The 26025-nt window shown below is 70.2% G+C and carries 25 protein-coding genes; 12 read left to right on the top strand and 13 right to left on the bottom strand.

All coding sequences use genetic code 11. The features are described from left to right. Positions 1 to 54: 54 nt before the first annotated feature. On the bottom strand, positions 55 to 1008 hold the full coding sequence (locus DFR72_RS07890; protein ID WP_090066680.1) for a helix-turn-helix transcriptional regulator: 954 nt from the start codon (positions 1006 to 1008) through the stop codon (positions 55 to 57). 83 nt (positions 1009 to 1091) lie between these two features. Between DFR72_RS07890 and DFR72_RS07885 the strand changes: the two genes are divergently transcribed. After that, positions 1092 to 1565 carry a VOC family protein gene (locus tag DFR72_RS07885; RefSeq protein ID WP_090066679.1) on the top strand — a complete coding sequence of 158 codons (474 nt, stop codon included), beginning with the start codon at positions 1092 to 1094 and terminating at the stop codon, positions 1563 to 1565. Here the strand turns inward: DFR72_RS07885 and DFR72_RS07880 are convergent. From DFR72_RS07880 to DFR72_RS07860, 5 genes are all read right to left on the bottom strand, one after another. Continuing rightward, the gene (locus tag DFR72_RS07880) at positions 1549 to 1896 is read right to left on the bottom strand and encodes a hypothetical protein (protein ID WP_143086749.1); all 348 of its coding nucleotides are present in this window, start codon (positions 1894 to 1896) and stop codon (positions 1549 to 1551) included. The genes DFR72_RS07885 and DFR72_RS07880 overlap by 17 nt on opposite strands. 43 nt (positions 1897 to 1939) lie before the next feature. Continuing rightward, complete coding sequence (locus DFR72_RS07875) at positions 1940 to 3307, bottom strand: FAD-dependent oxidoreductase (protein ID WP_090066677.1); 1368 nt, start codon at positions 3305 to 3307, stop codon at positions 1940 to 1942. Then, on the bottom strand, positions 3308 to 4525 hold the full coding sequence (locus DFR72_RS07870; RefSeq protein ID WP_143086748.1) for an MAB_1171c family putative transporter: 1218 nt from the start codon (positions 4523 to 4525) through the stop codon (positions 3308 to 3310). Beyond that, positions 4512 to 5069: a hypothetical protein gene (locus DFR72_RS07865; protein WP_090066675.1), complete on the bottom strand. Its 558-nt coding sequence runs from the start codon at positions 5067 to 5069 to the stop codon at positions 4512 to 4514. The genes DFR72_RS07870 and DFR72_RS07865 overlap by 14 nt, the downstream gene beginning before the upstream one ends. A 64-nt stretch (positions 5070 to 5133) precedes the next feature. Further along, on the bottom strand, positions 5134 to 5841 hold the full coding sequence (locus DFR72_RS07860) for a hypothetical protein (protein ID WP_090066674.1): 708 nt from the start codon (positions 5839 to 5841) through the stop codon (positions 5134 to 5136). Positions 5842 to 6176: 335 nt separating this feature from the next. Here DFR72_RS07860 and DFR72_RS07855 point away from each other — a divergent pair, with 335 nt between their 5' ends. Further along, entirely contained in the window at positions 6177 to 6986 is an 810-nt protein-coding gene (locus DFR72_RS07855; protein ID WP_170176171.1) for a GGDEF domain-containing protein, read from the top strand. Positions 6987 to 6989: 3 nt separating this feature from the next. Here DFR72_RS07855 and DFR72_RS07850 read toward each other — a convergent pair whose 3' ends face one another. Beyond that, complete coding sequence (locus DFR72_RS07850) at positions 6990 to 8300, bottom strand: DUF2252 domain-containing protein (RefSeq protein WP_090066672.1); 1311 nt, start codon at positions 8298 to 8300, stop codon at positions 6990 to 6992. A gap of 5 nt (positions 8301 to 8305) precedes the next feature. Here DFR72_RS07850 and DFR72_RS44905 point away from each other — a divergent pair, with 5 nt between their 5' ends. From DFR72_RS44905 to DFR72_RS07840, 3 genes are all read left to right on the top strand, one after another. Next, positions 8306 to 8509, top strand: coding sequence for a hypothetical protein (locus DFR72_RS44905; protein WP_090066671.1), 204 nt, complete (start codon positions 8306 to 8308; stop codon positions 8507 to 8509). Between the two features lie 11 nt (positions 8510 to 8520). After that, positions 8521 to 9324 carry a hypothetical protein gene (locus tag DFR72_RS07845; RefSeq protein ID WP_114773632.1) on the top strand — a complete coding sequence of 268 codons (804 nt, stop codon included), beginning with the start codon at positions 8521 to 8523 and terminating at the stop codon, positions 9322 to 9324. A 64-nt stretch (positions 9325 to 9388) separates the two neighbouring features. Beyond that, positions 9389 to 11476, top strand: a complete 2088-nt coding sequence (locus tag DFR72_RS07840) for a M6 family metalloprotease domain-containing protein (RefSeq protein ID WP_090066669.1) — start codon at positions 9389 to 9391, stop codon at positions 11474 to 11476. A 159-nt stretch (positions 11477 to 11635) separates the two neighbouring features. On the opposite strand, the gene DFR72_RS07835 is transcribed toward DFR72_RS07840, so the two are convergent. Continuing rightward, positions 11636 to 12109, bottom strand: a complete 474-nt coding sequence (locus tag DFR72_RS07835; protein ID WP_090066668.1) for a hypothetical protein — start codon at positions 12107 to 12109, stop codon at positions 11636 to 11638. A gap of 56 nt (positions 12110 to 12165) precedes the next feature. Further along, positions 12166 to 12735 (bottom strand): hemerythrin domain-containing protein, encoded by a 570-nt coding sequence (locus DFR72_RS07830; RefSeq protein ID WP_245982636.1) that lies wholly within the window; start codon positions 12733 to 12735, stop codon positions 12166 to 12168. Between the two features lie 64 nt (positions 12736 to 12799). On the opposite strand from DFR72_RS07830, the gene DFR72_RS07825 reads away from it, so the two are divergent. The 3 genes from DFR72_RS07825 to DFR72_RS07815 all read left to right on the top strand — a co-directional run bounded on the left by DFR72_RS07825 (position 12800) and on the right by DFR72_RS07815 (position 14724). After that, positions 12800 to 13282 (top strand): MarR family winged helix-turn-helix transcriptional regulator, encoded by a 483-nt coding sequence (locus tag DFR72_RS07825; protein ID WP_245982635.1) that lies wholly within the window; start codon positions 12800 to 12802, stop codon positions 13280 to 13282. A gap of 87 nt (positions 13283 to 13369) precedes the next feature. Then, entirely contained in the window at positions 13370 to 13873 is a 504-nt protein-coding gene (locus DFR72_RS07820; protein WP_090066665.1) for a YbaB/EbfC family nucleoid-associated protein, read from the top strand. Positions 13874 to 13890: 17 nt separating this feature from the next. Beyond that, positions 13891 to 14724 (top strand): WXG100 family type VII secretion target, encoded by an 834-nt coding sequence (locus DFR72_RS07815; protein WP_090066664.1) that lies wholly within the window; start codon positions 13891 to 13893, stop codon positions 14722 to 14724. Positions 14725 to 14728: 4 nt separating this feature from the next. Here DFR72_RS07815 and DFR72_RS07810 read toward each other — a convergent pair whose 3' ends face one another. Genes DFR72_RS07810 through DFR72_RS07800 form a run of 3 tightly spaced genes read right to left on the bottom strand, consistent with a single transcriptional unit; the run spans position 14729 to position 20831 of the window. Further along, the gene (locus DFR72_RS07810) at positions 14729 to 16882 is read right to left on the bottom strand and encodes an SseB family protein (RefSeq protein ID WP_090066663.1); all 2154 of its coding nucleotides are present in this window, start codon (positions 16880 to 16882) and stop codon (positions 14729 to 14731) included. After that, a complete protein-coding gene (locus DFR72_RS07805; RefSeq protein WP_090066662.1) occupies positions 16879 to 17844 on the bottom strand; it encodes a nucleoside hydrolase in 966 nt (321 codons plus the stop codon). The genes DFR72_RS07810 and DFR72_RS07805 overlap by 4 nt, the downstream gene beginning before the upstream one ends. Then, positions 17841 to 20831 (bottom strand): scabin-related ADP-ribosyltransferase, encoded by a 2991-nt coding sequence (locus tag DFR72_RS07800; protein ID WP_170176170.1) that lies wholly within the window; start codon positions 20829 to 20831, stop codon positions 17841 to 17843. Before DFR72_RS07800 ends, DFR72_RS07805 begins: the two co-directional genes overlap by 4 nt. Positions 20832 to 21594: 763 nt before the next feature. Here DFR72_RS07800 and DFR72_RS07795 point away from each other — a divergent pair. Then, the gene (locus DFR72_RS07795) at positions 21595 to 22182 is read left to right on the top strand and encodes a hypothetical protein (RefSeq protein WP_147290325.1); all 588 of its coding nucleotides are present in this window, start codon (positions 21595 to 21597) and stop codon (positions 22180 to 22182) included. Between the two features lie 446 nt (positions 22183 to 22628). Here the strand turns inward: DFR72_RS07795 and DFR72_RS07790 are convergent, their stop codons facing one another. Next, the gene (locus DFR72_RS07790; RefSeq protein ID WP_090066659.1) at positions 22629 to 23225 is read right to left on the bottom strand and encodes a TetR/AcrR family transcriptional regulator; all 597 of its coding nucleotides are present in this window, start codon (positions 23223 to 23225) and stop codon (positions 22629 to 22631) included. A 114-nt stretch (positions 23226 to 23339) separates the two neighbouring features. Between DFR72_RS07790 and DFR72_RS07785 the strand changes: the two genes are divergently transcribed. Genes DFR72_RS07785 through DFR72_RS07775 form a run of 3 tightly spaced genes read left to right on the top strand, consistent with a single transcriptional unit; the run spans position 23340 to position 26025 of the window. Then, a complete protein-coding gene (locus DFR72_RS07785; RefSeq protein WP_090066658.1) occupies positions 23340 to 24155 on the top strand; it encodes an oxidoreductase in 816 nt (271 codons plus the stop codon). Position 24156: 1 nt separating this feature from the next. After that, positions 24157 to 25161 carry an NADP-dependent oxidoreductase gene (locus tag DFR72_RS07780; protein WP_090066657.1) on the top strand — a complete coding sequence of 335 codons (1005 nt, stop codon included), beginning with the start codon at positions 24157 to 24159 and terminating at the stop codon, positions 25159 to 25161. Between the two features lie 21 nt (positions 25162 to 25182). Then, positions 25183 to 26025 carry an alpha/beta fold hydrolase gene (locus tag DFR72_RS07775; protein WP_090066656.1) on the top strand — a complete coding sequence of 281 codons (843 nt, stop codon included), beginning with the start codon at positions 25183 to 25185 and terminating at the stop codon, positions 26023 to 26025.

The raw sequence follows: 26025 nt of genomic DNA, 5'->3' as shown, positions 1-26025 counted from the left end.
GTGCGGGGAACCGCCTCCCTCGCGCAAGGTCCTCAGCCACGCGGAGCCCTGGGCTCAACCCACCGCCCGGCCGATCCGCTCACCCAGCCCTCGCAGGTGCTCCACCAGTTCACCTGGCCCGTGCACCACGAAGTCGCACCCCAGCAGGGTCAGGCGGAACGCGAGGTAGTCGATCGTGTCCTCGACGCTGTGCCAGTAGCACGAACCGTCGTCGACGGCGGTCAGGTCGCCGGCGAAGTCCGCCAGCCGGGCCCGTGCCAGCTCCACGGGCAGCCGCAGGGTCGCGCGGGCCCGGAAGGTCGGGGCCGAGTCGTACATCTTCCGCGTCACGAACTCCGTCGCGTCCCCGCCGGGCGGCACGCGGGGTGCGAAGCGAGCCCCGGTGGCCAGGGCGGCTGAGACGCGGTCCAGCCGGAAGACCCGCCAGTCGTCACGGTCCACGTCGAAGGCGAGGAGGTACCAGCGCCGGCCGAGCGCTACCAGCTGAATGGGCTCCACGTGCCGTTTCGACAGCACGTTCTCGTTGGCGACGTAGGCGAACCGCACCCGTTCGCGGGCCGCGACCGCGCCGGCGATCACGGTCAGCTGACCGGGGTCGACCAGTGCGGCGTACGAGGCCGGGGTGGGAGCGGTGGCCGACGTGAGCGACGAGACGCGCCGGGCCAGCCGGGGCGGCAGCACCTGCTGCAGCTTCGCCAGGGCGCGCAACGACGCCTCGGCGATGCCCGCCACCGGTTGCCGGGCGGCGGTGCGCAGGCCGACCGCAATGGCCACGGCCTCCTCGTCGTCGAGCAGCAACGGAGGCATCGCCGCGCCCGCGCCGAGCCGGTACCCGCCGAGCACGCCCATCGACGCCTCGACGGGATAGCCGAGGTCGCGCAGCCGGTCGATGTCGCGCCGCACCGTCCGCGGCGTGACCTCCAGCCGGGCAGCGAGCTCGCTGCCCGGCCACTCGCGCGGTGTCTGCAGCAACGACAGCAGGCGCAACAACCGGGCGGCATCACTCATACCGCGAATCTAGCCAGGAACTAGGACCGATGTCGTCCTACATGGCTCATACGGTCATCCCCGACGAGCAAAGGGGAGACCGGATGAACATCGTGCCCGAGGGCTACCACACCGTGACGCCGTGGCTGATCAGCCGAGGCAGGACGGCAGAGCTGATCGACTTCATCACCGAGGTGTTCGACGCCACCGAACTGGGCCGCGTCGGCGAGGCGCCGGAGATCGGCCACGCCGAGGTCCGCATCGGCGACTCGGTCGTGATGCTGTTCGACCAGCCGAACTGGCAGCCCACCCCCGCGTTCCTGCGCCTCTACGTCGCCGACGACGCGACCACGCTCGAGCGCGCCGTGCAGCGCGGCAGCAGGGTCGTCACCGAGCCCACCGAACTGTTCTGGGGAGACCGGGTCAGCCGGTTCGCCGACCCGTTCGGCAACCTGTGGTGGTTGCACCAGCGGGTCGCGGAGCCCACCGGGGCCGAACTGGAGGCCAGGATGGCGGACCCGAAGTTCGTCGAGGCCATGACCTACGTGCAGAGCGCGGAGTTCACCCCGCCGACGTGACCCAGTCCGCGGTGTCGCGGTGCCGGCCGAGCCCCACGGCCTCGAACTCGTCGTGGTGCTCGCCCGTCACGCCACCTAGCCACCAAAGCGACTGGGAGATGGGCGAGACGTCCGGCACCGGGTCGTCCTCCTCCCGCACCAACGGCTTGAGCACGCTGCGGCCCTGATCCCGCACCTGGGTCCGCTGCGAACCCGTGCCGCCGAAGTGCTCCGCGTCCACGAGCGCGACCGGCCCGCGCGACGACCAGTCCGCCACCTGTCCGCTGTCCGGCGCGTCGAACAGCGGCAGCAGCACCAGGTCCCGCGCCAGCGGAACGACGAGAGCGCTCACCGGCACACCGGCACGAGCGATGGCGGCCTGAAGGCAGTACGCGTCAGCCGGTGACGCGATCCCGTTCGGCCGCGGTCAGCGTCGGCTCCGGTGCAGCCGACCGCGGCCCGCGCAGGGTCGCCCAGATCATCTTGGGCCTGACCAGGTTCGCCATCGGCGCGGACAACGTGAACGCGTCCAGGAACGCCCGTGTCACCGGCGCCTCCGTCGTCGCCGTGCGCACCAAACGGTCCACATAACGCTGCAGCACCCGTCCGGCCAGCGGCAACGGCTTCCCGACCGCGCCGGGGTAGAGGATGTCCTGGTTGGTCGCCATCGCCCAGGCCCCGTCGACCACCTTGCCGATGCCGCGCTGGACCTGCTGCGCGGAGTGCCCGGCCGCCAGACCGGCGTCCAGCGCCTGCGCGCTCTGCGCCGCGACCGACATGCCGTGCCCGTAGACGGGGTTGTAGGTGGCCACCGAGTCGCCCAGCGCCAGCAGGCCGCGCGGCCACGACTTCAAGCGCTCGAAGAACATCCGCCGGTTCGCGGTGCTGTGCGACCCGTACACCGGCGACAGCGGCTCGGCCGCGGCGATCAGCTCGCCCACGACCGGGTTGCGCACCGAGCGGGCGAACGAGACGAACTCCGACTCGTCGGTCGACGGCTCGCCGCCGCGCGTCCCGGACAGCGTGACCAGCCACTTGCCGTCCTCGATGGGCAGCAGGGTCGCGGTGCAACCGGGGAACGGATCACGCGGGTTCGCCTGCACGTTGACGATCGGGAAACCGGAGGCGGCCGTCGGCGGCGCCTGGAAGATCCGCGTGGCGTAGGCGAGTCCGGAGTCGACGCTCTCGGAGTGCACGGCGGGCAGCCCGAAGTCCACCAGCCAGGCGGGCAGCCGGGAGCCGCGTCCGGTCGCGTCCACGACCAGGTCGGCCTCCAGCGAGATCTGCTCGCGGGAGATCCGGTCCTCGACCAGCACCCCGGTCACCGCCTGCCGGTCACCGAGCAACGACACCGGTTCGGTGCCGGTCAGCACCGAGATCTTGTTGTCCCGCAACGTCTGGCTGCGCACCACCCAGTCCAGCAGGCCGCGGCTGCACGAGACGATGAACTGCATCTCCGGGAACCGCGGCACCCAGCCCTGGGCGCTCAGCGACACCAGGGCGTTCGGCACGCCGATCCGGTGCGCCCCGGCGGCGAACAACGCGTCCAGAGTGCCCGGCAGCAACGACTCGATCGCCCGCGCGCCACCGGACATCAACAGGTGCGCGTGGCGGGCCTGAGGCACGCCGGAACGCGGCGAGGGGCCGTCCGGCAGCTTGTCGCGCTCCACCACGGTGACCTCGTCGAAGTACCGGACGAGGACGGACGCCGTGAGCATGCCCGCGAGTCCACCGCCGAGGACTACGGCGTGTGTGGGTGCCATCTAATCCATTCCCCCTGCTGCTTGCACTCGTGCCGCGTCGGCGACGGCGGCGTCGACGATCGGCGAGTGCTGGTACGCACGCGAGATCCGGACCCACCTGTCGTGCTCGGAGGCGAGGTCGGTGCCGTCGACGATCACCGAGGTGGGACGGCGTTCGGGCGCCCGTGCGCGGCCGTCGGACGAGCCCGCGGCGCGCAGCTGGGCGGCCTCCACCACGGCGGCCAGTTCGTCGGTGGGCAGCGCGGCCTGGCGTGCGAGGGACGTCGCGGCCTCGCCGATGCTCAGGTCGAAGTACGGCGTGAGCGCCCAGCGCCAGTCGTTGAGCTCGATGATCTGCCGGCGCACGCGGTGGTGCGGGTTGAGGAACTTGCCCGGCGCCACCAGCACGATGCCGGGGTTCACGTGCACCAGCGCGCGGTGCAGCGGCCGCAGCGCGAAGTACGTGCGCCAGCGCCGCACCCACAGCGAGGGTGACGGGCGGCGCGGCCCGAAGACCGGCAGCGCCATCGCGATCACCAGCGGGATCATGCTCAGCGACGCCATCAGCGGCGCCGTCGTGCTCAGCACGTCGAAGCTGCGCTCGCCGGCCCAGTCCATCAGCAGCACGAACAGCTTGATGACCGCGAACGCCATGGGGAACAGCGCCGCGGCGCAGTACCAGCGCAGTCCGAGCCGGAGCCACGGCCGCGCGGAGATCGCCTGGTCCCGCGAGCCCTGCCAGCAGTGGTAGGCCTGACCGCCGCAGCCGACCATGGTCGCGACGAGGTAGATGAACAGGAAGACCGCGATCGTCGGTTGCGTCGCGTAGTAGGTGTCGAAGTCGACCTGGCGTTCCTCGTCGACCTCGGACTTGAAGAACAGCACGACCATCGCCGCGACGATCGTGCTGTAGCTGACGAGGATCAGCCGGACCCGTTGCCACGCCTGGGCCGCCGGGTACCGCCAGTACAGCACCAACGCGAACGCCGCTCCGGCGAAGCAGACCACCAGGCTGTAGACGAGCAGGGCGGCGAAGTTCGGCACGCCGCTCGTCCAGTTGATCCAGGCGATGTTCGCGGGGGCGGCGAAGAGCAGGGCGAACGCGGAGAAGAACACGGTCGAGATGAGCGCGACGACACGGGGACTGCCCCAGCTCGACCGCAGCGCGCGGATCTTGTACGCGAGGAGGAACAGACCGACCATGCCGCAGGAGAGGTAGATCAGGTTAAAGATCGCCACGACGCACCCAGCGAGATCTTCCTTCGAGCGACTCGGCCACCCGGCGCACGTGCGCGGGCTCCTCGGTGGTGGCCGTGTCCGCCCAGACCCGGTGCTCCGTCAGCCTTTCCAGCAGGTGGTCGGCGAGGTTCTCGGCCTCGCGCTCCTCGTCCTCGGTCAGCGTCGTCCGCCCGGCGATGATCTTCGCCATCCGCGGCAGCAGGTGTGGCGCGAGCCTGCGCATGCCCTCGTCGCGGGTCAGCGCGACGGGCTGGTGCTTCAGAAGCACGTGCGCGAACTCGTGCAGCAGCACGTGCAGGCGGTGGTACCAGGACGGGGAGTCGGCGCAGATGACGAGGTACGTGCCGTTCTCGAGCAACGCGGTCGCACCGCTGAGGCAGACCGCGTTCGTGATGGCGGCGAAGCGGACGTCGACAGCACGCCCGAGCCGTTCGCTCATCAGCTCGCAGACCCGGCGGCTCGCCTCTTGATGCGTGGCGTCGGGCGGCAGGTCGAGGTCCCGGGCGACCTCGTCGACCAGCTTGCGCAGTTTCCTGCGGTTCACCCGTCGCCTCCTCTCGATGTCGTCTGCAGCGATCCAAGCAGAGATCTTCACGCCGTCGTCGTCATCAAGTCCGGTCCGCGGACGGACGGCGGCTGTTCAGTGGGAACGACCAGCCTTCGCCGACTTCGAGCGCCTGCCGGAACCCTTCTACCGCAGCAGCCCTGGCCTGCGGGGACAGATCGCCGGTGTGTTCGGCCAGACGGGTGACGAACTCGACGACGCCGAGTTCGCGCAGGGCGAGGAAGTCCGTCAACTCGGAGTCGACCCGCGCCGCCAGGTCGTCGTCGAAGAAGTACGCCGGATCGGCGCCGAAGTGGTCGGCCAGGCCGAGGATGTGCTTGAGCCGCGGGTTGTCGCTGGTGTTGCTCAGCAGTTCGCGGATGTAGCTGGCGGAGATGCTGCCGAACTGGCCCGACGAGCTGATCGCGGTCGCGACCTCCTCCGGTGACCAGGGGCCGCGGTCCGGCGGGTGCACGGCCTCGAAGAGCGTGCTCAACGCCGTTGGGCGCCAACCGGGCTGTTCTGCGGTGTGCAGTTCACGGCGACCGTTCAGGAACACCGCCGGGTGCACGCCGAGAGCGCCGGCGAGGTCGACGATCGCCTGGCACGTCGGGTTGTCCTTCACGCCGAGTCGCAGCTGCGAGATGTAGCCGTGCCCGATGTCCCCGCCCCGCGCCTTCACCGCGGCGGCGAGCGCTACGTTGGTGACCTTGCCCCGGCCGTCGGGCGGGTTGTTGCACAGCTCGTTGAGGACCTCGGCGAACGGCCTCACGCCACACCTCCGCTGGAGCGACCAAGGGCCCGGGGATCTTTCCACTGTTGTGGAACCAAGAGAGCATATGGCATCACAAGGGTTGAAACCACCTGTCGGTAGCCCTATGATCACACTCCGCCGCTTGCACTGATGTGTCGCGTTTGATCCGAACGACGTCACCTCAGTTGAAAGGGGCAGATCGGGCCGGTCAGAGCTGAAGTCTGGGGGGACTCATGGCGACTGTGCGGATGGGGCTACCGGTGGACCACGGTTCTCTGCGCCTGCACGACGAGAGCGCTCCCTCGCGCTGTAATTCGTGCGCACAACCCGTTGGCGCGTGGGCGACTGACCGCTTGACGGGCCTCCTCGGCCGTTGGGGCTGGGACGACCAGGCGCCCGCGACGTACCGCCGCGCCCAGCGCCGCTGGGAACAGGTCGCGCTGCTCATGATCGACCTCGACCGGTTCAAGAAGATCAACGACGAGTACGGCCACCCCGCCGGCGACGTGGTGCTGAGCGACGTCGCAGCCGTGCTGACCGCCCACACGCGCCCGACGGACCTCGTGTGCCGCCACGGTGGCGATGAGTTCCTCGTGCTGCTGCCCCGCACCACGAGCGGAGAAGCGGCCATGGTGGCCGAACGCATCCTGCGCGGCATCCGCGCACTGCAGACCGAGATCACCACGAACGACGGCTACCACGTCACCCTGCACGGTCAGACGGCGTCCATCGGCGTCGCGTCGCACGTGCCCACCGCCGAGGACACGCTGATCGACCTGGTCCGCGACACCGACGCGGCGCTGCAGCGCGCCAAGCGAGGCGGCCGGGCCCGCGTCCAGGTCCACGACCCGAGCACCTTCGCCACCGAGCGCAAGGCGGACTCCGCGGCCCTGCACCACCTGCTCGCGTTGCAGGACCTGATGAGCAGCGACCAGCTGCCGCAGGTCCTCGTCGCGCTGTCCGACGGCGCGAAGAGCGCGGAAGAGCTGCTCTCGAACCTCGGCCCGAAGGTGATCCTCACGCTGGAACGCCTGCAGGACAACGGTTTCGTGCTCCGCCGCGCGGCTCGCTACGAACTCACGGCCGCTGCCCGCGAGTGGATCACGGACGTGCTGCCGGCCGTCGCCGCGTGGACGAACCGCCACCACGGCCTCGTGCACTAGCGCTCAGGCCGTCGAGCCCACTCCCTTGATCCGCCCGTCCCGGAACGCGTCCACGAACAGCCGGTGGTCCTCCCGGGTCTGCCGCGCGTAGTCGAGGGCGAACGCCACGACGGACTCGCAGAACTCGGCGTCCCGGCCCCCGATGGCCGACGCGATCGCCTCCTCGCACTGGAAGTCCACGAGGGTCTGCGCGGAGTCCGAGTCGGCCACGCAGTGCATCTTCGCGGTGGCGCGGCCCAGGTAGCCGAGCACGGGCAGCATGTCGGCGGGCTCGGTGAGGTCCGACCAGTCCAGGTCGGCCTCGTACGGGGAGAGTTCGGACACGACGTAGCCGACGCCGTCGATCTCGGTGTGGCCGAGCCACGGGTCGGCGTGGGCCTGCAGGGCTCGCTGCGAGACGGCGGTGCGGTGGCCGTGGTCGGTGAAGTACTCGCGGATCCTGGCGTCGGGGACGATGCGGCTGGGGGCGGCCACGTTGGCCTGCTTCATGGACAGCACGACGTCGTTCTCCAACGCCTGGGAGCGTCCCTCGACCAGGATGTTGTAGGCGTGCAGGCCGGCTGAGCCGATGCCGAAACCGCTGCGGCCCACCACGTCCTTCACTGCGTAGGTGCGGCTCGACGCCCGTTTGCCGGTCGGGATGGTGTCCAGGTAGGACGCGAAGGCGCGGGCGACGGTCTCGAGGACGTCCTCGGAGAGTTCGTGGATGCCCTCGCGGTCGCGGCGGAAGCGGCGTTCGTAGTCGACGATCGTGGTCTTCTCGTCCAGCAGGCCGATCCGGGTGGACAGGCGGGCGCGTTGCAGGACGCGGTGCAGCGTGCCCTCGGTGCTGTCGAGGCGCAGGCTGAAGAGCTCGTCGTCCGGGTGCTCGGCGAACGTGCGGACCTGGGCGACGTACGCGGTGACGTAGGTGCTGATCAGGTCGGCGATCGCGCTGTCCGGCAGGGCCTTGCGCCAGCCCAGCAACGCCATCGAGGCGGCGAATCGGCGGAGGTCCCACGTGAACGAGCCCAGGTAGGCCTCGTCGAAGTCGTTGACGTCGAACACCAGCGTGCCCTCGGAGTCCATGTACGTGCCGAAGTTCTGCGCGTGCAGGTCGCCCTGGATCCAGATGCGGCTGGTGCGTTCGTCGGCCCACTCGTCGGGCAGCTCGGCCATGTCGGCGTAGAACAGGCACGCGCTGCCGCGGTAGAACGTGAACGGTTCGGCCGCCATCTTGCGGAACTTGTGCCGGAACGCGGCGGGGTCGGCCGCCATCAGGCCCGCGAAGGCCTCTTCCAGCACGCTCACGATGCGGTCGCCGCGATCTGTCATGGTGCATGACAGCACGCCGAAGTCCGCTGGAGAAGCCGGACGCGCGCGAAGAGCGAGCAGGAATCGAGAAGCCCTCGCGGATCGACGCGCCTAACGTCGCGGGCATGTGCTTCATGTTCGGTGCGAGCGAGGAGCAGGTGCGTCGCGTGCTGGAGGAGGCGCGGCACGCCGAGGAGGAGGCCGAGGCCGAAGACTGGCCTCAGGACTAGGGATCGCGTTCATGTCCGGCGAAAGACTGCCGGGCATGAACGGATCGATGTCGCGCCGGAGCATTCTCGCCGCGGGTGTGGCGGGCTCAGCGGCGGTTCTGCTCGGCACCGGGAACGCCTCCGCGGCGGCCCTCGTCACCCAGAGCGAGATCAACTCGCAGCCGACCTTCTACGAGGTGAACGGCGCCGCGACGTCGTTCCGCTACGACCCCGGCTTCTACTCCCGCCTGGAGGCCTGGCACGTGCACTGGCGGAACTGGACGCCGTACCACTGGACCGCGCCGCACAAGATCTACTCGTACGGCGCGTACGTGAACAAGTCCGGCATGCACGGCGAGGGCAGGGCGTTCGACCTCGCCCGCATGCTCATCACGAACCGCGACACGGGCGCGACGTTCACCGCCTTCAACGGCCGGTACGACCAGTGGAAGAACTCCACCGGTGACGCCCTGCGCACCGCGCGGATCCGCTACTGGGGAACGATGGCGTCGCTGCACCACCACTTCCGGCACGTCATCTCGTACCTCGACAACGCCGAGCACCACAACCACGCCCACATCGACAACGCGATCTCGGGCAGCGGCGACTCCAGCTTCACCACCGGCTCGGCGACCCAGACCTACTTCGTCCAGGCCGCCTGCCAGTACATCTGGGGCATCTCGACCGGCATCGACGGCGACTGGGGCCCGCAGACGCAGCAGAACTCCTCCGCCGCCCTCGCCCGCGCCGGCTACGACGGCGTGATCACCACCCAGAGCCGGTGGCTCGCCTTCTGCAAGGCCAGCGCGCAGCAGGCATGGGCACTCGTGCCCTAGATCCGTTGACCAGCAGACGATCGAAGGGTGGTTGGGACGGGCCTGTCTGCACCACGGTGAGGGCATGGAACGCACACACCGGCGCCCTGCCTTGCTGATCACCGCGCTCCTCTCGATCGCGATGTTCACCGCCGGCAACTCGGCCGCAGCTCCTCCGGAAGAACCGTCGAACCACTGGCAGTACGACCACTGGCCGCAACAACAGCCGTGGCAGCAGTCCAGGGACTCGGCCCGCGTGCTCGCGCAGGCCGGTTTCCCGGGGCCGATCGACCCGCAGAACTGGGTCAACCCCGACCACATGACGTGGGAACGGGACTACAAGAAGATCCCCGGTACGAACTGGGCCGACCCGGCGGTCAAGGGTTCGGTGCGCACCTTCAAGGGCGCACTGGTCCTGCTGGACTACCCGAACCAGCCGTTCGTCGTCACGCAGGCGAAGAACTCCACGGTGTTCGGCAACCCCAGCGCCGAGGCGAGCAACGTGCCGCGCGCCGAGGTCGGGCAGTTCTACCAGGACTTCCTCAACAAGCCGAACGGCCTCAACCGCGGCCACACCGTGCACGAGTACTGGATGGAGACCTCAGGCGGGCGCTACGGCGTCGACCTGAAGGCGTTCGGCCCGTACACGATGCCGGGCAAGGACCACGAGTACGCCATGGAGTTCCAGGGCGGAACCGGTTGTCCCGCAGGCGATTCCTGCAACCGCAACATCCGCACCGACGGCCGTGCCGCGTGGGTGGCAGACGTCGGCGCGGAGGTGCCGGCGGGTTACGACTTCACCTACTACCTGTCGGCGGGCCAGGACGAGTCCGGCACGTGGCAGGAGTTCGGGATGATGAAGTTCCGGACCAAGGAGGACGTGACCGACGCCTTCGGCCCGCCCGATCCCGCGCTGCCGAACTGGTCGAGCACCCGGTACGTGGACTGGACCTCGTGGGCCGCGGGCTCGTCGATCTGGCCCAACGCGGGCGGCGGCTCGTCCACCCAGGCCGAGAGCTCCGGCCAGGGCGTCTACGCGCACGAACTGAGCCACCTCCTCGGCATCGGCGACAACTACAACAACCCGTACGGCAGCCCGCCGCGCCGTGACTACAGCGGCCCGTGGGACATGCTGTCGCGCGGCTCGTTCAACGGCCCCGGCGGCCCGCACTCCCGCTGGACCATCCCGGCGACCGGCGGTGCGTCGCTCGGCGCGCAGCAGACGTTGCGCAACAAGATCAAGCTCGGCATCGTGGACGAGAAGAACGTCCTGCGGTTGTCCCGCGAGGCACTGGCCGGGTCCGGCACGGTCATCGCGAAGATCACCGCGCGCGAGGTCGATCCCGGCGCCACCGGCCTGACCGGCATCAACCTCGCGCTGGGCACCGGCGACAAGTCCCCGTCCTGCAACGTCTCCACGAACCCGTTCTGCGACGGCGGCGGCTACAACAACTACACGCTCGAGGTCGTGGACCGGATGGGCGCCGACTCGTTCACCCCGGACTCCGGCGTGATGCTGGCCAAGACCAAGAACGCCGACGCCGCACCGTTCACGTGGGTGATCGACGCGAACCCGCAGGACATCGGCATGACCGACTACGTCCTGCCCGACGGCACCGAGGTCCCGATCACGATCGGCGACTACCGCCAGCTGTCCGACGCGCTGCTGCACGCGGGCACGAACTCCGGCAGCGAGTTCGAGTTCGTCGACACGGCCAACCGCCTGCACTTCTACGTGCTGGACCTGCAACGCGACTCCCGTGGCGTGCTGTCCTACACGGTGGCGATCCGGTCGCTCGACGGCGCCGGACCGCAGCAGCGCGGCGTGCGGGTCAACCCGACCGCGGCGCGTGCCGACTCGTCGGGCGTGGCGACGTGCCGCTTCCCGCTGACCAACACCGGCCGCACGGCCGCTCCCGGTGGACAGCACCCGGAGCCCGTCGACCAGTACCTCGACGGTGACGTCTACCGCGTGACGGCGAAGGCTTCGGACGGCTGGACCGTCTCGGTGCCGAACGCGCTGGCCACGGCCAAGTTCGGCGGCCGGGTCGACGTCCCGGTGCACGCGCAGCGCAACGGCGGGCCGATCATGTCGAAGGTGACTCTGACGGCGGTGTCGGAGAGCAACCCCGCCAGGTCCGCGACCGCGACCTGCACGGTGACCGGCCGCTAGGGCGTGTCCCGTAAGTCCGTTCGATGAGAGTCACGGTCGAGAGTCCCGGAGGCGGTGCCGCCGCAATGCCCTCATACCGGGCGTATTCGGGCTTTGCGGCGGTGCCGCCTCCGGGGCCCTCGGCCGCGACTATCGCGGACGAGACTTACGGGACACGCCCTAGCGGCGACGGCTCCGGGCCGGCCCGCGCCGGCTCGGAGCTTCCCGCTGCGGCACCGGTCCTGCCGTCAGCATCACGAAGCACCCCGTCAGCAGAGCGGCGCCGCACGCCAGCCACGTCAGCGTCTGGACCGTCGAGATCGGGGCGATCACGCCGATGCTGAACAGCAGCAACGGCATGCCGAGCGCGTAGCAGACGCCGGCCGCGAACGTCCGCCCCGAACCGCTGGCCAGCAACGGGATCGCGGCGGCCGCCGTCAGCACCGCGAACACGAGCCACGCGTACGTCAGCCCGGTGTGCAGCGCGATCGTGACGTCGAGGCCTTCGTCCGCGCGGATCGCGGACTCCAGTTCGGGCGCGTAGCTGAACCCGGCGGCGGCTCTCGTTCCCGCGGCGGCGGCTGTAAGCAGCAACGACGCCCCCAGGATGGTGCGACCGCGCCGGACGGGATCGACTCGCTTCCTGGTGTCCACGCACCCAGTCTGTTGGCAGCCGCCGGGCGCGGGCCTGAGCACACGCCCAAGTGCACTCAGTGGTGGTACGGGATGCGGGCCATCGGCTCGAGCAGTTCGTGCTCCTCGTAGGACAGGTGCGACAGCAGCGTGTCCGTGAGCAGGTCGACCGCCTCCTGCACCTGGACGATCTTCCGCGGTTCCGCGACCGTGGCCACCAGCGCGGCGTCGAGGCGTTCGAGCACCTCGTGGATGACGTGGTGCTCCTCGGTCAGCCGGTCGAGGACGGGCCCGAGCCGCGCGTCGCCCTCCCTGAGCTGCGGGTAGAGGCTGGTGTCCTCGAGCGTGTGGTGGAGGGTGACGAGCCGGCAGTAGCTCTCGCAGTACGCGCCCATCGTCCAGTTGTTCTGGCGCATGGTCATCGTGTTGATCTCGGACCGCGCCTCGCCCACGCCGATGGTGCCGTTCACGGCCTGCTCGATGATCGAACGGACCTTCGCCAGCTCCTCACGCAGGTGGTCGTGGACCCCGACCAGCTGACGGCCCATCGCCCTGCCCGAAACGCTGTAGACCGCGTCCGCTTCAGGCTCCGGACCTCGGGGGCGCGTCGACTCGTCCCACAGGAGCTCGACGCCATGATCTGTCATGCCGAAAGTATGCCATGCAGATATTCTGTCCAACAGACGTTCTACCCGGACTATCATTAGTGCGGTGACAGCGCTAGAGGACGACTTCGGCTGGACCCTCGGCGTGGTGTTCCGTGCCTTCGTCAAGGCCACCAACGCCGCCGTGGGCGATCTGCCCGGCGGCCACCGCGGCTACCAGATCCTCACCGCCGCCACCCGTGACCAGCCGGAAAGCCAGTCGGCGCTCTGCCAGCAACTGGGCATCGACCGCACCGTCATGACCTACCTGCTCGACGACCTGGAACGGGCCTCGCTGGTGGAACGCCGCCCGGCGCCGGCGGACCGCCGCACCCGCCTGGTCGTGGCGACCGACGTGGGGCGTTCGCGGTTGGAGGAGCTGGATCTCCGGCTCTCCCACGCCGAGGCGCACGTGTTGTCCGGGCTGCCGGCTTCGGACCGGGAGACGTTCAAGGCGCTGCTCTGCCGGCTGGCGGGCCACGTCAACGAGCTGGACCCGGTGCCGAGCGCCTGCCAGGCCGTGCAGGACATCGCGGCGAGCACGACCTGACGCGCCGGTCTGGTGGTTGCCCCGGCACGGCCGCCGCGGTTGTGGAATTCTCTGGACCGTACGGACGAACGTGAGCTGGGGGACTGGGTGAAGACGCCCGAAGAGTGGATGCGGGACTTCGAGGCGAAGATCGCCGACGCGCAGGCGAAGGCCGCGGCAGTCCAGGAAGGGCTGGCGCAGGCAGGCGGTTCTGCCTCCTCGAAGGACGGGACGATCATCGTGAGCGTCGCGCCCAACGGTGCGCTGACAGGGCTCGAGCTGACCGCGGACGCCATGAGGAAGTCGCACGCGCAGCTGTCCGGCGAGATCCTCGAGATCGCGCGCATGGCGCAGCGCGGCGCGGCGGTGAAGGTCGCCGAGACGTTCGCGGCCGTTGAAGGCGAGGGGTCCGAGACCTATCGCATGATCACCGAGTACCTGCCGCCGCCGGAGGAAGAGGAACAGCCGAAGGCACCGGGCTACGCGTTCAACGAGGAGTACGAGGAGCGCGCCGCCGCACCTCCTCCGCCGCCTGCCCGTCGTCCCGCGCCGCGTCCGAACACCGATGAGGACGACGACTTCGGCGGCGACTCGATCTTCAAGAAGCGCTGATTTCGCCTGGGGGAGAAGTGTCAGAGGAGAACAGCACGACCACGTGGTCGACCGGCGCGGGCGTGGTGGACAGCGTCGCCGGCTTCGTCGACTCGCTGACGTCGGAGGCCGAGGGTGAAGGGCCTGACGTCATCGACGTCGCGCTCGGTGGTGCCGGTGTGGTGGTGGACGTGGTCGCGACGATGGCGAACCCGTTGGGAATGCTCGCTTCCGCCGGTGTCGGCTGGTTGCTGGAGCACGTCGACTTCCTGCGCGAGCCGCTGGACGCGTTGCTGGGCAACCCCGACGAGATCAACGCGAACACCGACCAGCTCAAGCAAGCCGCTCTGCAGATGAAGGTGGTCGCCCAGGAGCACCGCGAGGACATGCGCTCCGTCTCCGACTGGGAGGGCGCTTCCGGCGAGGCGTTCAAGCGCGAGATGGATCAGATGGCCGGCGAGTACGACGCGCTCGGCAAGACGATGGACGGCACCGCGGCGATCTACGCGTTGTCCGGCGCGCTCGTCTGCGAGCTGCGGTCGCTGGTGTTCGGCTGGATCTCGGACCTGATCGGCGAACTGATCGCGAGCGCGCTGATCGCCGCCGCGTCGGCCGTGGTCACGCTGGGCAGCTCCATCGCCGCGTTCGCGGGCTACGCGGGCACGCGCGCCGCCATGATGGCGACCAAGATCGCCGGCCGCCTGTCGAAGCTCGCGTCCGCGATGGCGCGCTTCGGCGGCCGCATGGCCAAGCTGGCGGAGAAGATGCAGGGCCTCGTCAAGGGGCTGGAGCGGTTCGCGGAGTACGGCGGCTACGCCAAGTCCGCGTACGACGCGGTCAAGCCCTACGACATGCCGCCGGCCACTGCCTGACGCTTCAGCGAGGCTGGCCGGTGAACATCGCCACCAGGTCGTCGCCCTTGAAGTCCACTCCCACCGCGCCGCCGGGGTTGACCATCACCTGGACGCCCGGCAGCACCGTCAGGATGTCCTTGAGCGTGATCCCTCCCGGCCGGTAGTCGCCGGGCGGGAGGAAGCGCGGCGACGAGTAGAGCGCGATCAGGTTGTTGCCGTGCGCGTCCCTGGCGATGGCGAGGTTGCCGTCCGGGCCGGGCTGGGCCAGCAGCTGCGACTCCAGCGCCGCAGACATGGCCGCCTCGTACGGCAGCCAGCCCGCCGTGACGTAGTTGAGCACCACCTCGAACTCGCACAGCGGCTCGGGCAACCCCAGACGTCGCGGGCTCGGCTTGTAGTCGTCGTTCACCCAGGTGTTGCCGGTGAACTGGCCATCCGGTCCGACCTCGTAGGCGCCGAGCAACGTGAACAGCGGAGTGCCCTGGATGTAGCGCGGGTCGATGTCCGGGTCCGCGCAGTAGATCCAGCCACCAGGGTTCCTCGCCGCCTCGGCGCGCATCGCTTCGCTGATCGGTGGAAGTCCCGGATGCGTGGTCTCGGTGGGCGCGTACTTCGGGTCGAACGCCAGAAACGCTTCGGTGGCAACACATTCGGCGAGGTCGTGCTGCGGTCCGACCGGCAGGCCGGCGACCCCGTGCCACGCCCCGAGCAGAGCGCCGGTCAGCGCGGCCACGAGTGGGTCGAAGGCGGCCGCGGCGAGCGCCGTCGGCGGGTGGTTGCCGAGCGAGCTCACGATTCGCACCGCGAAGCCCCACGGGGTGCCCGTGTCGGGCGCCGGCATGCCGAGTTCTTGCAGGATGTAGTGCGGCGCACGGGAAAATGCCTCGCGCGACACCGCGCGGGCGATCACCGGACTGATCTCGTCGTGCCAGCCGACGGCCCGGACAGCGGGGTTCCCGGCGCCGAGGCCGGCCACGATCGCCCGCACCACGTCGACGGGTTCCTGTGCGTTCGGCAGCCATCCGGCGCGGCGCGGCAACCAGGGGTGATCGGACCGGAAGGCCGGCGACCTCTGCGCGATGGCGCGGACGACGTCGTCGATGAGCTTGAAAAGCGTTGCTTCGTAAGGGTTGTCGCCCAGGGCGAAGCCGGCGAGGAGACCGGCCAGCCACGGCCACCCGTTCTGCTGGGTCGCCGGGAGCCCGGCGGCCTTGCCGAACGTCGGCGCCTGCCACACGCGCGCGCCGTTCGCGTCCCAGGTCTGCTGGACACCCCGCGGAGGCGGGCCTGGCTGTCCGGTCTCCTGCCACAGAAGGCATTCCGCGAGGATCTCGCGTTCTTCCGCGGTGAACGAGAGACCATGCGCCCTGGCCTCGTCCACGCGTTCGACCAGCGCGGGGCTGCCGTCCTCGTGGCGTTCGACCGCAGCGGGCAGGGGGAACGGCGCGGGCCAGCGGTCGAGCGGGATGGGCCTCCTGAGAGACGTCTGCCAGTCGTGGCCGGGGTTGACCCGCACCTCGTCCGCCGTCGTCGTGGTCAGGAGTTCGCGCACGCCGACTTCGCGCCACCGCCGGGTTCCAGGAGGAAGGAGCCGGTCGGAGGAGTAGGTGGCGAGCCACGTGTGGCCGTTGTCGTCCTGGCCGATCTGGTCCGTCGTGCACACCACCACGTCGACGACACCGGAGATGAACCTGGCGTCCTCTTCCAGCCAACCGCACTGGTAGTAGGAGAAGATCTTGTCGGCCGGCGTCTGCGGCAGCGGCCATCCCCGGGCACCGGGCCCCGGGGTGTGCGCCGCGTTGCGGCGGAACTCGTCCGAGCCCTCTTCGCGCAGCCAGCCCAGGATCGCCACGTTCGGCACCCCCAGGTACCCGAAGGTCTCCAGGTCCCATTCGGGATCGACGATCGAGAGCTCAGGACCCATCTGTCCCCTGGGCACTCCGCGCTTCCACGGTGAGGGCGGAGTGGGAACGTACGCGCGTGGCTCGCCACCGTCGTCGGGTACCTCCACGGCGGGGAGCGGCGCGAGCACGTCGTCGGTCGCGTCGTACGGCACGTGCCACTGACCGCGCACCAGCACCACGTCGTCGGTGAGAATCCGCAGGTTCGCGGAGCTCGGACCGTGCGTGCGGACGATCCAGTCCCACGCGGAACGGATCGCCTCGTCGCGGTTCATGGGGTCTCCTCCAGTGCTGTGTCCAGACGCCTGGTGAGCCAGGCCAGGAAGGCGCGGTGGTCGGCCTTGACGCTGATCCGCGCGAGGTTCCCGTCCGGGGCGGTGGTCATCCGGCCGATGTCGTCCAGCACCACGCGTTCCCGGCGCAGTGCCACGTAGGGGAGCTGGAGGCCGGCTGCGAGCGCCAGACCGTCGTGCTGGATGGTGCCGGGGTGGAAGCGGTCGAACCACTGGGCCATGTGCGCGGTGACGAGCTTCGCCCACGCGGGCTCCGCCGTGGCGAGCCTGCGGTAGAAGCCGGAGTCCTCGGCGATCTCCAGCTCCGGCGTGAACGTCGTGTCCGACAGCACCAGCTTCGGCAGCTTTCCCTTGGTGAGCAGGATGTTCGCGGCCGCCGGGTCGAGACGGAAGTTGTGGTCGGCTCGGTCGGGATCGCGGTGGTTCAGCGCGCCGCCCATCTGCGTCACGACCAGTCGTTCGGCGAGAGACGGGTTCTCGGTCAGCAACGCGGCGAGGTTCGTCGCCGGGCCCATGCCCACCCAGCGGACCAGGTCGTCCGCGTTCGTCACGACCTCCGCGACCGTGCCGGCCAGGTCGGTCCGTTGCGGCTCGACGGAATCCGGCACCAGACCCGCGATGCAGTCCATCCTTCGTTCGCCGAGATCAGCGCCGGCGACCACCCGCACGTCCTCGCGGCCGAGCAGGTCGAGCAGGTGCCGGACGAACCGTGCCCGGCGTCCGCCCAGTTCGTCCACTGTGGATACCAGGGTGAGCGTTGGTTCGGCAGCGGCGGCGACGAGCGCGATGACGTCGGTGGGGTCGCCGCCGGCGTCCGTGTCGATGATCAGCGGCGCACCCTCCTGAGACGGCGGGAACGGATCGCCCGCCACCGTCTGCGGCAGCCCGAACCGCTGCGCCAGGCCGGCCAGCTCCTGGCGTTCCCGGTTCAGCTCCTCGCTCATCGCTTCCCTTCCCTCAGAACGCGTGCGTACTCGACCCGTTCCGCGATTCCCGGTCGTGCGGCGAACTCCGTCCACACGCGACGCTGCTCGTCGGGCGGGAGGTCGCGCACTGCGGCTTCCACCTCCGCGACCGCGCCCTTGTCGCCCCGGCGCACCAGTGAGTCCATCACCTCGCGGAACCTCGGGTCGCCGCTGCCGTCCTCCGCCACCCAGGACCGCACCTGGTCGCGGCCGTGCTCGGCCCGTGCGGACAGCTCGTCCCGCCACGCGCCGCCCTCTGCCCTGAGCTCGGCCATCTCCCGCGCCACGTCGACGACCGCCCGCAGGCTCATCGCCTTGGCACCCTCGCGCACCGCGGGGTCCTGGAACGGTTCGGCCACCTTGAGCGGGTTGATGCCCGCCGCCGGATCGGGCTCGAAACGTTGCGGCTGCTGGACGGGCCCGCTCTCGTCGATCCTGCGCGGACTCGACATCGTACCGTGCAACGTCTCCTCGATGACGCCGATCGCGTCCTGGTGCGCGAACGTGCGACCGGGGTCGTCCGGCAGCTCCCGCAACGGTTTGCCGCCGCCGTCCTCCGGTTCGAGGTCGACGAGGTAGCCCTTCTTCGCGTCCGGGTGTGGATCGCCGGGCGACTGGCCGTGGAAGGCGTAGTGGCCCTGGAACCGCGGGTCCGGGTACGCCGCCGTCAGCATCTCCTGCACGGTGCCCTTGTAGCTGGTGTCGACGAGGCTGATGCCGCCGTCGCCGTGGATCGGCACGCCCGCCGAGTCGAGGTAGTCCGAAAGCCGGTCGTACGCGCCCGGCACGTCCTCGTCCGCGACCTTCTTGTGCAGCCGGAACTCGTCGACGGCGCTGAGGTCCCGGTCGGGGTCGGAGCGCTCGACGTCCCGCAACGCCGCCTCGACGACCGCTCGCGACAGCACGACCTCGCTCGCGTGCCGGTCGAAGAACGCCGGGTCGAGCTCCCTGCTCGCGAGGGCGAGGCTGTGCCCGTCGCGTCCGAGGAAGACCACGCGGTGGTCCGGGTCGGCAGCGGTGATCGCCTCGAGGTCGTCGTGGATGCGCGCCGCCACGTCCACGACGATCGGTGCCGTGTACTCCCTCGCGGCGTCGTAGGTGTCGGCCAGCGCCTGCCGTTTCTCCGGATCACTGATGCCGAGGTCGTCCGCGACCTGGTCGACCGCGTCGTCGCGTTGTTCTTCGGGTGTCGCGCCGTAGCCGCCGTCGTCATCGACGTGCGAGTGCGCCGTGTCGTCGGTGTAGTCCTCTGAGAGGAGGCGGACATCCGTCGCGCCGTCCGGCAACGTCGCGAGCCGCCCTGTCTGGGGATCGGCGTACGCGACGCCGTCCGGAGTGTTGACGACTCTCACGACGTGGCCCTGCGTACGTCCCTCTTCGTCGGTGAACCTGTACGCGAGCGCGCCGCGCGAGTTCTCCGGTGTGCTCGCCATCGCCCTGGTGACGCTGTCGAAGTCCTTGTGGCTCGTCCACTCGCCGCCCAGCGCGTCCCGGACCCGGCTCAGCCTGCCCTGCTCGGGCACGTCCTCGGGACGCGTGGGCCGCGCCTCGACCTGCTCACCGTGGTAGCGCCGCTCGTCGGCGATCATCGCCTCCACGCAGTTCGTCCGGTGGCCGTCCTCGCTGAGCCTGTGCGCGTTGACCTGCTCGATGCCGGGGAACCGCTCCTGCAACACCCGCTGCTGGCTCGACTCGTCGCCCTGCCCCGCATGCAGCGCCGCGGGCTGTGCCGGCCGTGCGGGTTCGCCGCCCAGACGTGCCTGGATGTCGACGTCCACCGGCAACGGCGGTGCGGGCTTCTTCTCCTGGGGAGCCTCGGCCGGCTTTTCCTCGGGAGACGGCACTTCGCCTCGTTCGGCAGCTTCGCGCGCCTCGTCCTCTTCTACCTTCCACGAGGGCCGCATCTCGATGGGCGGCGGTTCGGGCGGCGGAACGTACTTGAGCTCGTCCGGAGTTTCGGGCTCGCTCTTCCGCTCCCGGCCGATGAAGTCGGGGTTCGGCACGAACTCGCCGACCTGCTTGCCGTCAGGCCCCTGGACGACCTTGTGCCACCCCTCGACGTACCGCCAGTCGATGCCGCCGGCGAACAGGACCTCGCCCTCGCCGTACCTGGTGTGCTCGTGCCCCATCCGGTCCTGCGTGCGTTCGGAGAGGATGCCGCCAGGAGCCTTGATCCGGTAGAGGTAACCGTGTTCGCCGGTGGAGGAGAAGGTCAGGGACTTGTCGATCTCCGTCGAGGTGCTGACGAACCTGTTGGTGTCGCCCTCGATGTGTTTCAGGATGTCCGCCCGCCCGTGCTGCACGGGAGGCGCGAACCCGCTCGCCCGGCGAACCTCGTCCGGGGTCTGCTGGGTACCGCGGAAGAGGGTGTTCTCGTCCGCGGTGAAGTCGTCGACCTGACGGCGGGCGATCTGGGACTGGTCGTAGTGGGACAGGTCGGTGTGGCCGAGCGCGACCGGCGGCAGCTGCCCGTCGTGAGGCCGGCTGCTGGGCGTGGGGTCTGGTGCGTTCCTGTCAGCGGGCCTGTCGCTGGGATGGTCCTGTCCTGGCCGTTGGTGGGGAAGGCGGTCCTGTGCCGGCCGGTCGTGTCCAGGAGACCGGTCGTCCTGCCGCCGCACGGGTGTGTTGTGGTCCGGCACGCCGTGGGAGGGGCGTCCGGGAGCGTGGCCGGGCGCGCGATGCGGCTGCGCGTCCTGCGGTGAGCCGCCGCGCACGGGCCTGCCACCGGGGGAAGCGGAAGGATTCCCCAGGCCGGGATGGCGCTGTCCGCCACCGGGCGGGCCGTCCGCGTGCCGCTGGGGGTGTGGCCCCGGCCCGTTCTGATGACTGCCGGGCGCCATCGGTCCACGAGGCGGCGCCGTCTGCGGGTGGGTGCCCTGCGGGTGAGCCGTGCGCGGGTCGGTGGAGTGCGGGTGCCCCTGCCAGGGGGTCTGACGAGCAGGTCCGTTCTGGTTGCCGGGATGCATGCCCGCAGGTCCGAAGGAGGAGCGCGGACCGGGGCCGCCGCCGCTCGGCCGCGGTCCCCCGTGCGCAGGACCGCCAGGCGGTGCCATCGGAGCCCGGCCGGCCGGCGGACCGCTCTGGTGCGTGCCACCGGGAACCGGGCCACCGGGACCACGGCCGAACGGCCCGGTGCCGGGAGGACGGGCACCGGGCGCGGGACCACCGGGCATCGGAGCAGGTGGCCTGGAGGCAGGCTGGCTTCCCATCTGCCCGGCGGGCGCAGGGCCCCGTCCAGGGGGTGGACCAGCGAGGGGCCGGCCGCCTCTGGTCTGGGGATTGCCCGCGTGGCCGGGCGATGCGAGACCGGCAGGACCCCGGCCGGCTTGCGGGTTGCCTGCGAGGCTGGTGCCAGGAGCCGCACCACCCGTCATGGGACCGGCAGGTCCTCTGCCGCTCTGCTGACTGCCCGCGGCGCTGGTGCCGGGGGCACCACCGGCCAGGGGACCGGAAGGGCTTCTGCCGGCGGACGGGGTTCCCGCGGGAGGACCACCGGCCGCGGGACCCCTGTTGTGCGAAGTGCCTGCGGGGCCGGGGGGCGGGCCGCCCGCCATCGGGCTCACAGGTCCCCTGCTGGTCTGCGGACCGCCCGCGGTGCTGGTACCAGGCGCGGGACCGCCCGCCATCGGCCCACCGGGTCCTCGGCCGGAGGAGGGGTTGCCGGCGACGTTCGTTCCAGGAGGGGGACCCCCGGCCGCCGCGGGTGAAGACCTCCCCGCCGGACCACCGGTGCCGCCAGGCGGCGGGGTGCTGCCCGGACCGGCGACCCGCCTGGCGCCACCTGGTTCCGGCGCGCGCGTGACCGGGCCGCCGGCGGCTGCCGGAGCACTCTGCCGGGCGGGCGTGGAAGGGCCACCCGGTGGAGCAGACGGCACCGTCGTCCGGCCGCCTGCGGACGATGGAGGAGCAGCAGACGAAGGTGAGCCGGTCGAGCTGCTGCGGCTGGGAGCGGGAGCGGCCGGGTCGATCTTCCGCATCGAGTCGCCCACGGACCGGTCGGTGTCGCGGGTCGTCTGCGCGGTGGCCTTCGTCTTGGCACCGGCGTTGTCCGCGGCCGACGCGGCCATCTCCGCCGAGCTGCGTGCGGTGCTGATGGCGCGGTCCGCGTGCTGCATGGCGACCTGGCCGAACACGCCCGCGCTGCCACTGCTGGCGTTGATGTTCAGTTTGCTCGACACCGCGTTGCGGACCTGGTCGCCGCGGCTCGCGATCTTGCCGCCCAGGTTCTCGACCGCGTCGGGGTCCATGCGAGTGCCGCGACCGCCGACGCCACCCGCCGAGGGGGACGACGACGAGGCCGGCGGACTGCTGCGGTGATCACCGCCGCCGTTGCCGTGGTGCGATGAGGAAGACGACGGACCGCGCTGGCGGCCGGTCATCCGATGATCGTGGCCAGGTCGGCCCGCTGAGCTGACACTCATCCCCCAGATGCGTCTTGCCTGCTGGGCAGGATGCCACATCCGGCTGAGCCGCACTCCGCGAACCGCGAGTGACGACCTGGGTGGTGGTGTTCCACGCGGGGCGCCGCCGAACCTGCTCCTGTCAGGTGCCAAGCGTCAGCGACTGGTTCGCTGCAAGCGCGCCGAAAGTTCGTCGCACCGCGCCAGTCGTGACCGGTTTTCTTTGTGCGGCAAGGAATGAAGCACGTGCAGTTCGACACCGTGATCGACGGGAACGAGACGTTCCGGATCGGGCGAGGCCTTCGACGTTGTGCTGGGGTACGTCGCGGCCGGCTGGGCACCGCGCTGAACGCCTGAACCCGGTCACGTCCCCGAGGCGGCGCCTTCGCCGTCCAGCACCGCCAGCGCGTTGCGGACGCCCTGCTCCAGCAGGTCGTCGGCGAGCCGCCGGTCGCTCAGGGCGCGGGACAGCTGCAACGTGCCGACCATGAGGGCGTAGACGCCGAGCACCGTGGTGCGGACCGACTGCGGGTCGTGCGGTGCGAGGCGGGCGGCGAAGTCGTCCATGATCGCGAGCACGCTGTCGGTGTAGACCTGCCTGGTCGGGTCCCCGCACCGGCCGATCTCGTCGAGCAGTGCCGCGGAGGGGCAGCCCTCCTCCGGGTTGTCGCGGTGCTCGGGGGAGAGGTAGGCGCGGACGATCTGCTCCACCCCGGCACGGCCGGGTGCGACGGCCGCGAGTCGCTCGCGCTGGTCGCGCAGCTGGTCGGAGACCGCGGTCGCCACCAGGTCCTCTTTGGACGCGAAGTGCGCGTAGAAGGCGCCGTTGGTCAGTCCTGCGTCCGCCATGAGCGTGGCGACCCCGGAGCCGTCGATGCCGCTGCGCTTGAACCGGCGGCCCGCCGTCTCGATGATCCGCTGCCTCGTCGCGAGCTTGTGCTCCTTGCCGTACCGCGCCACGTGCCCCTCCTCGATGTTAGTACGATCATAATCCAAATCTGCCGGATCTCTTGCTTCGAGCCTGCGTCCCCTCCTATGGTCGTACGGTCATAATACAAAGGGTTGGAGCTCACGATGACAGCAACACCGCAGGTGGCGCTCGTGACAGGGGCGTCCTCGGGCATAGGCGGGGCCGCCACGCTCGCCCTGGCGAACGCCGGTTTCCGCGTGATCGGCACGAGTCGCGACACCTCGAGGACCACGCCCGCCGACGGCGTGACGTTCCTGGACCTCGACGTCACCGGCGACGAGTCGGTCGCCGCCGTCGTCGAGCAGGTGCTCGAACGGTTCGGGCGCCTCGACGTGCTGGTGAACAACGCCGGGGTCGGTGCCAACGGCGCCGCGGAGGAGATCTCCGTGGCTCAGGCGCAGACGGTCTTCGACGTCAACGTCTTCGGCCTGATGCGCATGACGAAGGCCGTCCTGCCGCACATGCGCTCCCGCGGCAGCGGACGCATCATCAACGTCTCGTCCGTGGCCGGGTTCGTCCCCAACCCGTTCATGGCGGTCTACGTCGCGACGAAGCACGCGGTCGAGGGGTACTCCGAGTCCCTGGACCACGAGGTCCGCGAGCAGGGCATCCAGGTCGTGCGCGTCCAGCCCGGTCCCACCAACAGCCCGTTCGACGCGAACATGGTGCAGGCGGACAGCCCGCTGCCGGTCTACGTGCGCCAGCGACGTGCCTACGACGACGTCATGGCGGAGTCGATGCGAGGCGGCGACGATCCCGCGCTCGTCGCCGAGGTGATCGCCACGGCGGCCACCGACGCGAAGCCGAAGCGGCGCTACACCGCGGGCTCGACCGCCGCGCGCGTCAGCGTGCTTCGCCGCGTGGCGCCCGCGTGGGCCTTCGACAGGAGCGTTCGCAAGCTCAACCGGATGGTGGGCTGACGTGCGCGCGTTCATCGTCGACCGCTACGGGAAGAGCGGCAACACCCTTCGTGCCGGTGACGTGCCCGAACCGGAGGTGGGCGAGCACGACGTGCTGGTCCAGGTCCACGCGGCGGGCGTCAACGCCCTGGACCTCAAGATCAGGGACGGGGAGTTCAAGCTCGTCCTGCCCTACCGCCCGCCGTTCGTCCTGGGCAACGACGTTGCCGGCGTCGTGATCCGGGTCGGTGCCGGGGTGCGGAGGTTCAAGCCCGGTGACGAGGTCTGCGCACGCCCGGACAAGGACCGGATCGGCACCTTCGCGGAGCTCATCGCCATCAGTGAGAACGACCTCGCGCTGAAGCCGAAGCGGCTCACGATGGAGGAGGCTGCCGCCATTCCGCTGGTCGGCCTGACCGCCTGGCAGGCGCTGGTCGAGATCGCCGGCCTGCGCAAGGGCCAGAAGGTCTTCATCCAAGCCGGTGCCGGAGGAGTCGGGACGTTCGCGATCCAGCTGGCGAAACACCTGGGCGCCACCGTGGCCACCACGACCAGCGCCGCCAACGCCGGCCTGGTCGAGCGACTCGGCGCCGATGTCGTCATCGACTACCGCGAGGACGACTTCGAAACCGTTCTGCGCGACTACGACGTGGTGCTGAACAGCCTCGACGACAAGACCCTCGAGAAGTCGCTGAACGTGCTGAAGCCCGGCGGAAAGCTCGTCTCGATCTCCGGCCCGCCGGACCCCGCCTTCGCCAGGCAGCTCGGCAAGCCGTGGTTCCTGCGCCCGGTGATGAGCGTCCTGAGCCACCGCGTCAGGAAAGCCGCCCAGCGCCACCAGGTCAGCTACTCGTTCCTCTTCATGCGGGCGAACGGCGAGCAGCTGGGCGAGATCACCTCGCTCATCGACGCCGGAGTCATCGAACCGGTCGTCGACCGGATCTTCCCCTTCGAGGCGACCAACGAGGCCCTGGCGCACGTCCAAACAGGACGCGCCAAGGGCAAGGTCGTCGTGAAGGTCAGGTAGTTCGTCCGAGAAGGAGTCATCATGCCCGTGATCACCGCTTACAAGGACACGCCCACCCAGACCGTGGACGTCGGCGGGACGACGTTCGCCTACCGCCGACTGGGTCCGGACACCGGCACGCCGGTGATCTTCCTGAACCACCTGGCCGCGGTGCTCGACAACTGGGACCCCCGTGTCGTGGACGGCATCGCCGCCCGGCACCGGGTGATCACCTTCGACAACCGGGGAGTCGGCGCCTCCCAAGGCAGGACGCCACGTTCGGTGGCCGCGATGGCACGGGACGCCGTCGCGTTCATCCGGGCGCTGGGCCACGACCGCGTCGACCTCCTCGGCTTCTCGCTGGGCGGCTTCGTCGCCCAGGTGATCGCGGCGGAAGAACCGCGGCTCGTGCGCAGGATGATCCTCGCGGGCACCGGCCCGGCAGGTGGCGAGGGCATCGACAGGGTCACCCCCATCACCCTCCTCGACTCCCTGAGGGCTGCCCTGACCTTCAAGGACCCCAAGGAATACCTGTTCTTCACCCGGACGGCCAACGGCAGGACGTCGGCCCGCCAGTTCGTGAACCGGTTGAAGGAGCGCACGGACGACCGCGACGACTCGATCTCCGTGACGGCGTTCCGCAACCAGCTCAAGGCGATCCACGAGTGGGGCGTTCAGCGGCCTTCCGACCTGTCGGTCATCCGGCAGCCGGTCCTCGTCGCGAACGGTGACCACGACAGGATGGTTCCGAGCGGCAACTCCGCCGACCTGGCAAGGCGGCTGCCCGATGCCCGGCTCACGCTGTACCCCGATGCCGGGCACGGCGGCATCTTCCAGCACCACGACGAGTTCGTCGCCGAGGCTCTGGAGTTCCTCGGGTCGTGA

Source organism: Lentzea flaviverrucosa (assembly GCF_003350445.1).
GTDB classification, from domain to species: domain Bacteria; phylum Actinomycetota; class Actinomycetes; order Mycobacteriales; family Pseudonocardiaceae; genus Lentzea; species Lentzea californiensis.
This window is presented reverse-complemented; position numbering and strand designations above follow the sequence as displayed.

Coding starts and splice junctions, on each gene's coding strand:
- DFR72_RS44905 (WP_090066671.1), top strand. CDS start 8,306: ATGACAGCACGCCGAAGTCCGCTGGAGAAGCCGGACGCGCGCGAAGAG.
- DFR72_RS07805 (WP_090066662.1), bottom strand. CDS start 17,844: ATGAGCGAGGAGCTGAACCGGGAACGCCAGGAGCTGGCCGGCCTGGCG.
- DFR72_RS07810 (WP_090066663.1), bottom strand. CDS start 16,882: ATGAACCGCGACGAGGCGATCCGTTCCGCGTGGGACTGGATCGTCCGC.
- DFR72_RS07785 (WP_090066658.1), top strand. CDS start 23,340: ATGACAGCAACACCGCAGGTGGCGCTCGTGACAGGGGCGTCCTCGGGC.
- DFR72_RS07840 (WP_090066669.1), top strand. CDS start 9,389: ATGGAACGCACACACCGGCGCCCTGCCTTGCTGATCACCGCGCTCCTC.
- DFR72_RS07775 (WP_090066656.1), top strand. CDS start 25,183: ATGCCCGTGATCACCGCTTACAAGGACACGCCCACCCAGACCGTGGAC.
- DFR72_RS07830 (WP_245982636.1), bottom strand. CDS start 12,735: ATGACAGATCATGGCGTCGAGCTCCTGTGGGACGAGTCGACGCGCCCC.
- DFR72_RS07845 (WP_114773632.1), top strand. CDS start 8,521: ATGTCCGGCGAAAGACTGCCGGGCATGAACGGATCGATGTCGCGCCGG.
- DFR72_RS07890 (WP_090066680.1), bottom strand. CDS start 1,008: ATGAGTGATGCCGCCCGGTTGTTGCGCCTGCTGTCGTTGCTGCAGACA.
- DFR72_RS07800 (WP_170176170.1), bottom strand. CDS start 20,831: ATGCATCCCGGCAACCAGAACGGACCTGCTCGTCAGACCCCCTGGCAG.
- DFR72_RS07850 (WP_090066672.1), bottom strand. CDS start 8,300: ATGACAGATCGCGGCGACCGCATCGTGAGCGTGCTGGAAGAGGCCTTC.
- DFR72_RS07875 (WP_090066677.1), bottom strand. CDS start 3,307: ATGGCACCCACACACGCCGTAGTCCTCGGCGGTGGACTCGCGGGCATG.
- DFR72_RS07885 (WP_090066679.1), top strand. CDS start 1,092: ATGAACATCGTGCCCGAGGGCTACCACACCGTGACGCCGTGGCTGATC.